This is a genomic window from Neptunomonas sp., assembly GCF_016744175.1.
Lineage (GTDB): Bacteria > Pseudomonadota > Gammaproteobacteria > Pseudomonadales > Balneatricaceae > Neptunomonas.
Genome location: NZ_JADGEV010000042.1, coordinates 1 through 10,834 on the forward strand (window position 1 = coordinate 1; position 10,834 = coordinate 10,834).

At 42.9% G+C, this 10,834-nt stretch carries 11 protein-coding genes; 4 read left to right on the forward strand and 7 right to left on the reverse strand.

Features of this window, described 5'->3' with window-relative positions:
• Positions 1 to 37: 37 nt before the first annotated feature.
• The 3 genes from soxR to QZZ55_RS15820 all read right to left on the reverse strand — a co-directional run bounded on the left by soxR (position 38) and on the right by QZZ55_RS15820 (position 2,659).
• The gene (gene soxR, locus QZZ55_RS15810; RefSeq protein WP_293268389.1) at positions 38 to 529 is read right to left on the reverse strand and encodes a redox-sensitive transcriptional activator SoxR; all 492 of its coding nucleotides are present in this window, start codon (positions 527 to 529) and stop codon (positions 38 to 40) included.
• A 209-nt stretch (positions 530 to 738) separates the two neighbouring features.
• Positions 739 to 2,148 (reverse strand): Na+/H+ antiporter NhaA, encoded by a 1,410-nt coding sequence (nhaA, locus tag QZZ55_RS15815; protein ID WP_293268390.1) that lies wholly within the window; start codon positions 2,146 to 2,148, stop codon positions 739 to 741.
• Positions 2,149 to 2,251: 103 nt separating this feature from the next.
• Positions 2,252 to 2,659 (reverse strand): Rap1a/Tai family immunity protein, encoded by a 408-nt coding sequence (locus QZZ55_RS15820; RefSeq protein ID WP_293268391.1) that lies wholly within the window; start codon positions 2,657 to 2,659, stop codon positions 2,252 to 2,254.
• Positions 2,660 to 2,842: 183 nt separating this feature from the next.
• On the opposite strand from QZZ55_RS15820, the gene QZZ55_RS15825 reads away from it, so the two are divergent.
• Positions 2,843 to 3,781, forward strand: coding sequence for a LysR family transcriptional regulator (locus QZZ55_RS15825; protein WP_293268392.1), 939 nt, complete (start codon positions 2,843 to 2,845; stop codon positions 3,779 to 3,781).
• Positions 3,782 to 3,847: 66 nt separating this feature from the next.
• On the opposite strand, the gene QZZ55_RS15830 is transcribed toward QZZ55_RS15825, so the two are convergent.
• Positions 3,848 to 4,384, reverse strand: coding sequence for a cytochrome b (locus QZZ55_RS15830; protein ID WP_293268393.1), 537 nt, complete (start codon positions 4,382 to 4,384; stop codon positions 3,848 to 3,850).
• 360 nt (positions 4,385 to 4,744) lie between these two features.
• Between QZZ55_RS15830 and rsgA the strand changes: the two genes are divergently transcribed.
• Positions 4,745 to 5,791: a ribosome small subunit-dependent GTPase A gene (rsgA, locus tag QZZ55_RS15835; protein WP_293268394.1), complete on the forward strand. Its 1,047-nt coding sequence runs from the start codon at positions 4,745 to 4,747 to the stop codon at positions 5,789 to 5,791.
• Between the two features lie 89 nt (positions 5,792 to 5,880).
• Here rsgA and lysA read toward each other — a convergent pair whose 3' ends face one another.
• On the reverse strand, positions 5,881 to 7,140 hold the full coding sequence (gene lysA / locus QZZ55_RS15840) for a diaminopimelate decarboxylase (RefSeq protein WP_293268395.1): 1,260 nt from the start codon (positions 7,138 to 7,140) through the stop codon (positions 5,881 to 5,883).
• Between the two features lie 206 nt (positions 7,141 to 7,346).
• On the opposite strand from lysA, the gene QZZ55_RS15845 reads away from it, so the two are divergent.
• Positions 7,347 to 7,766, forward strand: a complete 420-nt coding sequence (locus tag QZZ55_RS15845) for an Lrp/AsnC family transcriptional regulator (protein ID WP_293268396.1) — start codon at positions 7,347 to 7,349, stop codon at positions 7,764 to 7,766.
• Between the two features lie 151 nt (positions 7,767 to 7,917).
• On the opposite strand, the gene QZZ55_RS15850 is transcribed toward QZZ55_RS15845, so the two are convergent.
• Positions 7,918 to 8,427, reverse strand: coding sequence for a YHS domain-containing (seleno)protein (locus QZZ55_RS15850; RefSeq protein WP_293268397.1), 510 nt, complete (start codon positions 8,425 to 8,427; stop codon positions 7,918 to 7,920).
• 139 nt (positions 8,428 to 8,566) lie between these two features.
• Positions 8,567 to 9,499, reverse strand: a complete 933-nt coding sequence (locus QZZ55_RS15855) for an AraC family transcriptional regulator (protein WP_293268398.1) — start codon at positions 9,497 to 9,499, stop codon at positions 8,567 to 8,569.
• Between the two features lie 274 nt (positions 9,500 to 9,773).
• Between QZZ55_RS15855 and QZZ55_RS15860 the strand changes: the two genes are divergently transcribed.
• Positions 9,774 to 10,834 (forward strand): SLC13 family permease (locus QZZ55_RS15860; RefSeq protein ID WP_293268399.1); only part of this gene is annotated, 1,061 nt, incomplete at its 3' end.

Consider the following 10,834-nt stretch of genomic DNA (forward strand, 5'->3'; position numbering starts at 1 on the left):
GGCGTTTAGGTTATTAATAATATTCCTTCTGCCCATTTTATGACTCAACGCTCTCATCATTCATATTGAGCTTAACATTGGGGTTTAGGTAGTATGCACCGGGCCCATTCTCACTTACTTTATCCTCGGGGTTAAACAGCGCGCAGTCTGTGACTGATAAGCAACCACAGCCAATGCAGGTGCCTAGTGTGTCTCTCAGACGGGTAAGTTGGTTGATTCGTTCATCTAGAGCTTCTTTCCACGCTTGTGCAAGATTATTCCAATCACTTGCGGTGACCGTCTTGTCGTTAGAAAGCCCGCTCATTGCATGTTTAATTTCTTCTAAGGGGATGCCTGTTTTCTGTGCAACTTTAATGACGGCAAGTTTCCTTAACACACCTCTTGGGTAGCGTCGGTGATTACCATTGTTTCTTTGCGAGCAGATAAGACCTTTCGATTCATAAAAATGAATGGTTGAAACAGGAAGCCCGCTTCTTGATGAGACTTCCCCAACCGAGAGCTCTTTTTTGGGTTCAGGTTTAGTTTTCATATTGATAAATATCTGCTGATCTCAAGTAATGTTGAGATTTTAAAATGTGCTACATTATTTTGCAAACCTCCCGTTAACGGTTCATCTTTAGCCGCTAATATGGCTTAAAATATCTGAAGGTTCATGGCGAACAATCTTCAACGGCGTTGAAGAAAGAAACCGCTCTTTTTGAGCGGTTTTTGTGTATTAAGAAGCATTACGTTAATGCTCTAATGATGATCCTTCTCAGGTAATAATTCCGGAACATCAATATCGACCGGTTGCTTTTTGGATGTTAGGTAGAGCCATGCAAACCCAACTAAGCCTGCAGTGAGTGATGCAAATAGGATCCCTGTTTTAGCCATAAGTAAATCTTCAGGGTGATTAACAAAGCCCAGTTCAGCAATAAAAATAGACATGGTAAAGCCTATTCCACCCATGAATGACACACCGATGATGTGATTCATATTAAGCCCTTTGGGCAATTCGCTTACGCCAAGCTTTACGGCTACCCAAGTGAAACCAGCGATCCCTATTAACTTTCCAAACACCAAGCCTAAGCCTATTCCCATGGCTACAGGATGAGAGAGAACGCTACCAATATTTGCAAAGTCTATAGGAACACCTGCATTGGCAAGAGCAAAAATGGGGATAACGAGATAGGCAGATGAAAGGTGAAGCTTGTGTTCAAGAGTCTGGGCTGGCGCCTGTACTAAGTTTACGCCATTACCAAGTGCTCTAACCCGAGAGCGAAGCGCGTCATTGACGAGGATGTTTTCATTCTTTTTAAAGGCAGACTTTATTTTCTCAACACCTTCCTGAATTTGGGAAAGGAATCGCTTCGGATCATATTTGGGTTTCATTGGAATTGTAAAGGCCAATATAACCCCAGCTAATGTGGCATGGATACCACTCTTAAGCATGGCTATCCACAGGACAATGCCTATGAGTATATAGGGCAGCAGCGTGCGTACTCCTCCCAAGTTGAAACAAAGCAAAATGAAAATTGAGAAACCTGCCAGCATTAGAGCAGTTACATTGAGGCTTTCGGTATAAAAAAGCGCAATAACTATTACTGCACCTAGGTCATCAACAATAGCAAGAGCAACGAGAAACATCAGAAGACTTTGGGGAACTCTATTACCCAATAATGCTAATGCTCCTAGTGCGAAAGCGATATCGGTTGCCATTGGAATACCCCATCCATCTAGGGTATGCCCACTTGGGTTGATGGATATATAGATCAAAGCGGGAACCAACATACCGCCCACAGCGGCAATAATCGGTAACAAAGCTTGCTTCACATTAGCAAGTTCGCCTACCAGAAGTTCACGCTTTAATTCCAGGCCTACCACCAGAAAAAATATGGCCATTAAGCCATCATTGATCCAGTGGTGAAGTGATTTAGATAATTGAAAACCTTCTAGCCCAATAGTGAAATAGAGCTTAAAAAAATCATGATAGTGATGAGCAAGCGAGCTGTTAGCAATAAACAGAGCGATAACTGCACACAGCATCAACAATACACCACTGGTCGTTTGCCTGTGGATAAACTCATCAATTGGGGAGAGTACTTTGTCGAATGCGCGCTCCCAAGGCGCTATGTACTCTTTCCCTAAAAGCCTGCGCTTGTGCTTCATTATGATCTCCTTTTGAGATTTAGCTCACACTGTATAAAACTCACAAAAGATGTATGTTTAATTATTTCGCGCAAGATTTCACCTATTTATTGCCAATGAGTACTTATGACTGCTGACAAGGATAAAGATTTCGTAAAGCTAGATAAACAGAGCTGGCTTTTTTTAAGTCTTTGCTACTGTTAGCGCTTTTAACTTCTTTAAGAATAGCGCTTATTACAACTTTTTCTGAGGTTTTCTCTGGTATGCAAAAGCCTGCATAGAAAGTTGCTGGTACAGCTGCTTGGCGCTCACCTACACGCGTTTTGAATGCTCTTTTGACAAAGTCAGATGGCTCCTCGTTTTTAATATACGTGTTAAACCGCTTAATAATGACACGGTCGGTCAATTGAGCTCCAGCTAAAAATCCGGCAACATAGGTACTATCTATATCATCATTGTGCATGCTTTCTGCAAGTAACGCTGGGGAGAACAAACAAGCTATTATTGTGAAGATGTGCGCAATTTTTTTCATTATTTCACCTCTGGTGTTAAATGACGGTATTACTGACATTATCGTTTACTATTATTCTCTCAACCTAAAAGCCCTTTCTGCTTGAAAGAGCGATAAATTATTATGTGGTGCTTTCTATATAGATAAAAATTGATAATAACTATGTTATACATAGATAATCATCTATGTATTGGGTTATCCCTTATGGCTAAGTTACATTCAAGGATTGGCACATTTCGGCAATTAGAGATTTTACTGGCTGTCTATCAGACGGGATCAATCACGGCGGCTTCAAAAACATTATTTCTGACTCAGCCGACAGTGTCGATGCAACTCAAAAAGCTTTCGGATGCGGTGGGAGTGCCGATCTATGACCATGTTGGGCGTAAGCTGATATTTACACAGGCCGGCTTAGAAGTTATCCACAGCGCCCGTGAAGTTTTGGGTGGTATAGAGCGCCTCGAAATGAAGCTATCAGATATTCAGGGATTGAAGTCGGGTACATTGCGTTTGGCTGTTGTCACTACCGCAAAATACTTTATCCCGCATCTCTTGGGTGAGTTTTTAAAACTCTATCCCGATATCGATATAAATTTTAAGGTAGGTAACCGTCAGCAGATCATGGATCGATTAGCGAAAGGCGAGGATGATTTCTATGTTTTTAGCCATCCGCCTGAAAGCTCTAAGCTCCATTTACATGAGTTTTTACCGAACCCTTTGGTCGCGATTGCTCAAAAGAATCACCCTCTTGCGGATGAAAAATGCATTCCATTATCGGTATTTTCTGACCAGCCGTTTTTGATCCGTGAAACGGGATCCGGTACTCGTTATGCGGTAGAGAGGCACTTTGCTCAGCATGGGGTTCGACCAAATGTGAGGATGACCATAGAAAGCAATGAAGCCATAAAACATGCGGTGATGTCTGGGCTGGGAGTATCTATTCTATCCAGCCACACGCTTGCGTTTGGCGGCAGCGGAGGGTTGGTTGAGCTGGACGTACAACAATTACCTATTACAACTAAGTGGTATCTTGCAAACTTGCAGGCAAAGAAGCTATCTGTTGTTGCACAAACATTTCTCGAGTACGTAACAGACTATGAAAGAGAAAGTATGCTCTCGCAAATGCAGGAAAAGTATAAATAATAGCTATAAAGCAGCCAATTGGCTGCTTTATAGTGATGAGAAAATACTGCTCTACTCAAAGTAAAACTAAACGCGTGCACCTAACATACGTTTCAATGTCCCATCTTTATCGATGAAATGATGTTTTAGAGTACCAAGTACATGCAGCACCACTGTGAGTATTAGTAGTTTCGCGCCTAAGCCATGGATAGCGCCACCAATATTAGCTATCAATTCATTGCCCTCCCCTGCAGGGATTAACTCCAACCCAAATACCGTAATAGGATAACCTCCTCCAATAGACATGAAGATGCCAGAAACAGGCATAAATACAGTACCGGCAAGTAAGAATATATGAGCAAGGTTTGCAAATTTTTGTTGCCAGAGAGGTGTGATTGTTACTGGGGGCGGTAGTTTGTTACGTAGCCTATGTACTATGCGGTAGAGTGCAAAAAGTAGTATAAAAACACCAACCGATTTGTGTATGCCCATTAGCAAACCCTTATCGGCTGAACGAGGCATCTCTTCTAAGTAGACCCCGAATGCTAGGCTACCGATCATTGCGAATGCAATCAGCCAATGAAGACTGATGGTGTGTTTAGAAAATCTTGATAGCGTATCCATATTAATGACTCAAAACGAAACTAGGAGGATAAAGTTTAACGGCTCTCCTATGAGTTATTAATAACTGAAAATGTAAAGCTAGGTAAAGATTTGTAAAACGCGTATTCGACCTTTAAAAAGAATAAGTGAGTGCATACTTATGTTGTTAACGTTAATGCTTGACCCGTCATATATAGCTGTTAAATTAGCGTTGTCTCACAATTAATTCCGCACTGGAGGGTATTCATGTTTGTAGTCAACACCTTCCGGGCAGTCGTCTGATCTCACGTAACACCTGATTTCTCTGCCCGGTTTCTAAGCCGGGGCTTTTCAGCCCCTGATGAAACGTTTCTATGATGCTTTTATGCATCAGGGCTTATTATGACTACAAATTACTCTTTATCCCAATTGGGTTGGACGTCCTTTTTTCTGCAACAGCTTTCTCTTGATGAGTGGGGTGTCTGTACTCCTTCACGCGTTGTTGCACAGCACCGCTCTTATCTCGAATTGATTAATGAACACGGAAAGCAAAAGTTATCACTCGCCAGTGATATGCCACTTCTTACGGTAGGTGATTGGCTTCTACTTGACGGCGCCGGCCACTTTCATCGGGCATTAAAGCGGTTATCGTTTTTCTCGCGCAAAGCGCCAGGTAGTAAGTTAGTATCTCAATCTATTGCAGCCAATGTTGATACCGTTTTTGTGACGTGCTCACTTAATAGCAATTTCAGCTTGAACCGTATTGAGCGGTATTTGTCCCTTGTGAAAGACGCTGGCGCCGACGCTGTTGTGGTACTGACCAAAGCTGATCATTGTGAAGATGCCATCAGTTATGTTCGTAAGGTTCAGGCACTAGATCCTCTATTGGTTGTTGAGGCCGTAAATGGGCTTGATGCTGCAAGTGCTGAATGCTTAGATGTCTGGTGCCGCGAAGGAAAAACCGTTGCGTTACTAGGTTCTTCTGGCGTTGGAAAGTCGACATTGATCAATACTTTGCTCGGACATGAAGAACAAGCAACAGGCTTGATACGTGATGCTGATGGCAAAGGGAGGCACACTACCACAGCGCGGACTATGCACTTTATGGCTTCTGGAGGAATTCTTTTAGATTTGCCCGGGATGCGAGAGCTGCAAATTGCAGACTGTGAACAAGGTGTTAAAGAGACTTTTACGGATATTAGTGACTTAGAAAAGCAATGCAGATTTAATGATTGCCATCATCAAAACGAGCCTGATTGCGCTATACAAGCGGCTATTGCATTAGGGAAACTGGAAAGCCGGCGTTTAGCTAGCTTTAACAAACTAATGCAGGAGCAAGCTTTTAATAGTGCCTCGTTGGCTGAAAAACGTGCTAATGATCGATCAAGAACTCGTTATTACCGCTCTGTTTCATCCCATGCTAAACAGCGTAAAAAAGGATGGTCATAGTCCTTAGGTCTCGGGTTTAAACCACAGCGACGGCCAGTGCCGTCGCTGTTTTGTATCGCTGAGAGTGTTTAAGAGTGATATAAGGCCTATTATTGCTCATATTTTATGAGTTGAACCTGAGTGATCTCTTTACGAATAATCTGTGTTTCAGTACCGCTAACGAGTAGCTCTGGCAGAATACTTCGGCTGTTATAAGTAGAGCTCATCACCGAGCCATAAGCACCTGTGCAGAGAAAAGCGACGAGCCCCCCTGCTTTGAGTGATTCACTTAATGGGTAGTTACGCGCAAAGGTATCAGTGCTTTCGCAGATAGGACCGACGACGTCATAGTGGCGCATACAAGAGTCATTATCAGTATTGGTTGGCACAATGGGGTGTGACGCTTGGTAGAGCGCGGGTCTCATTAAATCGTTCATGGCAGCATCAAGAATCAGGAACGGGTTGGGTTGCGCTTCTTTGATATAGGTTATACGTGATACCAACACACCCGCGCTGGCTAATAGAGAGCGCCCAGGCTCAATGATAATACGCCCTTTGAAACCGGCTGTAGAGTGCGCTATTTCTTGAGCAACAGATGCTAAATCTAAGCTTGCTCCCTCCCCATAATCGACGCCAAAACCTCCCCCTAGATCAAGACTGTCGATGGAAAAGTCCTCTTCTTCGAGTTTTTCTACCAAAGCCATTAATTTATCAATCGCTTGGCAGTAAGGAGCAGCACTTTGAATCTGTGATCCTATATGCATTGCTAGCCCGCTAAGTTTTATCCAAGGGTGGTCTGCATAGCGCTGATAGAGAGATAAGGCCTGCTCTATCGGGATGCCGAATTTATTGCCTTTGCGACCTGTTGTAATGTTTTTATGAGTGTCGACTGCTACATCAGGATTAACGCGAAGTGCCGCGCAAATTGCCCCGGTGTGCGGTGTTGCCAACGTAGCGAGTAGCTCCAGTTCTTCTACCGATTCGACATTAAACTGACCAACACCGGCTGCAATAGCCAGCGTGAGTTCGGTAGATGTTTTACCTACTCCCGAAAATATCATTGATTTTTCAGGTATCCCAGCTGCTTGAGCGCGTAGCAGTTCTCCGCTAGATACAAGGTCAACGCCTAACCCTTGTTCGGCAATAAGCTTTAAAATACTAATATTGCTATTAGCCTTCATTGCATAGTGAATATCTATGCCATGAGGGTTGAATGCTGTCTTGCAGCGCTGGATATTTGTTAGTATTTGGGCTTTAGAGTAGCAGTAAAAAGGTGTGTTTGTTTTTGTCGCAATTGACTCAATGCTACATGACTCTATGTGTAGCTGGTTCTCAGAGTAAAGAATATGTTCTGTAAGTGGCGATGTCATTATGAAGACCTATATGATGATAAAAGATACTGACTATGTGTTAATAAGCTTACGAAATTAGATCTTTAAGAACTGCTGCTAAATGTATCTAATTTGCTGTTAAAGTGACGTTATTTCAGTAATATTGCCGTAAATAAGGGTGATTAGTCGGTGGGAATGGTTTGGGTTGCTCGTTTGTAAAACTTGAAGGTAATTAGAGAGGTGTAATGGATAAATTCGATAGTGCTATCTTGGACCTGCTTGCGCAAAATGCACGACAGCCATTTGCAGCAATCGGTGAATCTATTGGCTTGTCACGTACGGCGGTTAACGATCGCGTTCGTAAGCTAGAAAATCAGGGTGTGATTAGTCGTTACACCATAGAGCGAGGAGATGCACAGGAGCGACAAAGTGTATGTGCTTATTTTGAATTGACTTTTCGACCCTTTGATTTGCGTGCAGTTAAGCAAGATATAAAAGCGATAGTGGAGGTTCGCCAAGCACATGCTTTAAGTGGAACAACAGATGTTTTGGTGTTTGTCGAAGCGCGCTCAATGGAGCGCTTGACCGAAGTACGACAGCAGCTTTCAGAATTGCCGCAATTGGAAAAAATTGTCACGTCTATGGCGTTGGAGCAACTCACCTAATGCAGGAGTATCAGCTAACCTAAGATTCAAAATGACATACCCGGATATGACTTGCTAGGTGCAAGTAGAGGTTTTGTGCTATTTACATTTGTGGTTAACGTGATCATTTGAAAAGGCATTCCTTTGCCCTATCTAACAATTCTTCTGGTATTTACAGAGTATGAGCTGCTGAGTGTTCAATTTGTTTCCACTGTAATGCTGCTGTTTTGATGGTGCCTTTTTTATCTTTTAAGTAAAGCTTATATATTTCTTCGTTAAGAAATACATACAACTTTCCATCAACAATGCTGGCAAAGTTCGGGTCACCATCAAACTTCTTCCCAACAGAAACCCCAAAAGTGCAGAAGCCACCGTTTTGAGGTACATAGCTATTCGGAGCACTTTGGAATAGCGTCATACTTTTTTCATTACTGAAATAGTAAGCAACACCATTATACGTAGCCGTAAATTGGGCGAGTCCTTCGGCGGCATTTCCTGTCTTAATCACGGCAATGGGGTCAACACCATGTAATCCTAGTGGCGCCCCTGCTGCTGTTAGGCCGGGCGCTACATTATGTTCGTCAGCGGCGTTGGCTAAGCTAGAAATAGAAAGAGAAGCAAGTAAAGCAACAGTGCTAAACCCAATGCTGTTCATTAGCTGTTTCGAGAGAGTATTCGACATTGTATTCACCTGTTATCAAAATAATTCACACCAGAGCTTGTGCTTGGTTGCATATAGTTTTGATTAGCTGATACTAAATGTAAATAATGCGTTATAAAATTGGTATTGTTTGCATAGTTAACGAGACGATATGTATTGTTTATGCTATTTGCCTGAATTCTCGAGGAGCCATGCCGAACTTTCCGGTGAACGCGCGAGTAAATGATGATGCGGATTGATAACCCGTTCTAGAAGCGATCTGTTGAACACTCATTCTAGACTGCTCCAATAATGCCCCCGCTTTTTGTAAGCGCCAGTCTGATAAGTAAGCCATTGGTCCCACTCCAATCAATTCATTGAAACGGTATGCAAAGCGGCTTCGTGACATAGCAACTTCAGTGGCTAGTGATTCGACGGTCCAAGAGTTATCAAGCTGTTCATGAATTAATTGCAATGATTTACCAATCTTGGGGTCATTAAAGCCTTCAAGTAAGGATAGAAGTTGAGGTGTTTCGCTGATGCCTGCTTTCAGTAGTTCAATGAATACTATTTCAGATAACCTGGTTATTGATGCTGCAGCACCCAACTGGTCATCAAATATGCGCTGGGTAATTAAACGCATAATGTTGTCCAGCAATGGATGTTTTGCTCGACAGCTGTTGGCCATAAGAAGATAGCTTGGCAGTATTTGTAGAATGGGGTGGTCAGCTTGTTTCCTGAAGCTCAGATGACCGCATACCATTTGTGTTGTAGCACGAGAGTCACCCTCTCCTACGGTCAGTACTCCCGCACCTGTATATCCAGTCTCATGTAGTACTTCTTCAAGTGGCGGTGCGCTTGCATCAGGGCTATCAAGTAGCTCATGTTGCATTCCACGGGGAATCATAATGAGATCCCCAGCGTGAAGCTCAATACATGTGCTGTCGTTTACTCTAACAAAACATCGGCCTTGTATAACAAGGTGAAACCTTGCTACCCCTTCATGATGTGGGACGGTTACTCCCCAGGGTGCGCAGAAATCAGTTCGAAAATAGAGTGCGCCTTTGAGCCCTAATGTAGTGAATATGTCGTCTAAAATATCCATAGTATTCATTTCATCTCATAAAATAGTACATAATGGCTAGAATACAGTTCAATGAATGAATTAGTAAATCTTTGAGTGAAAATCCTTTGTAGTGTTTTATTGGGACGTCTCTTAGCAGGATTCACTCGGTCTTTTTCACCATAAATAATACATTCCACATGGTAGGTATATGTACCCTCAGTTAATCAGAGGAGACACCTCCATATAAACAATTGGATTAGCCTAGTGTCTAGATGGCAAAGTTATCCCATTAATGGACAAGTGCCACAGGCAAGGTTGATTCATGTCAGAACAAACATCTCCTATACATAAGCCACAGGCAGTACTAACTGCTGAGCCCCGCAGTAGACCAATACCCAAGGTAATATTAAAAGCACGTAGTAGTGATATATGGCATATGGGTATCATCGTGGCTGTAGCCATAATGACTGGAGCAGTCACATTACAATTTGTATCTATAGATATGACTATTGTTGCTTCGCTCACTGTACTTTGTATTGGTCTATGGGCGACAGGGGCTGTTCCTGAGTACTGGCCAGCATTAGCATTTTTTCTAATCGCTGTGGTTTTTGAGCTTGCGCCTGCGGAGGTTGTTTTCTCCGGCTTTCAGTCCTCTGCTTTTTGGTTACTATTTAGCGGTATGGTTATTGGAGCAGCTATACGCCATACCGGGCTTGGTAAGCGTGCTGCGGGGCTTCTATCGCGTATGCTGGGTTTGCGTTATGTCGGTGTGATTCTAGGCATTGTTGTTTTTAGTGTTTTATTGGCATTTGTGATGCCTTCTTCAATGGGGCGTATAGTGTTGTTGATTCCTATTATTATCGCACTTGCTGACCATATGGAGTACAGCTCAGAATCTAATGGCAGAATAGGTATGCTAACTGCTGCGGCTTTCGGGACCTGGTTACCCGCTTTCGCTATTTTACCTTCCAACGCACCTAATATGATATTGGCTGGAATGTCAGAAAATCTATTTTCATACGAGGTTTCATATTGGGATTATTTACTACTGCACTTTCCTGTATTGGGCCTTATGAAAGCGGGAGTTTTGGTTTTGCTCATTGTGTGGCTATTTCCCGATAAAGGGCCATCAAGCCAGATAGCATATGAAAAAAGCATTTTTCCAATGGCTCCGGCGGAACGGTACCTATCAGTTTTATTGGGACTGTGCTTAGTGCTGTGGCTTACCGATGACATGCATGGTATCTCTCCCGGCTGGATAGGGCTAGCGGCAGCACTTTATTGTTTATGGCCTTATTCAATGTTGGCCTCTAAAAACTGCTTAGATCAAGATATTAAGTACGGGTCGCTGTTTTTTGTAGCGGGTATTCTGGGGTTGGGAGC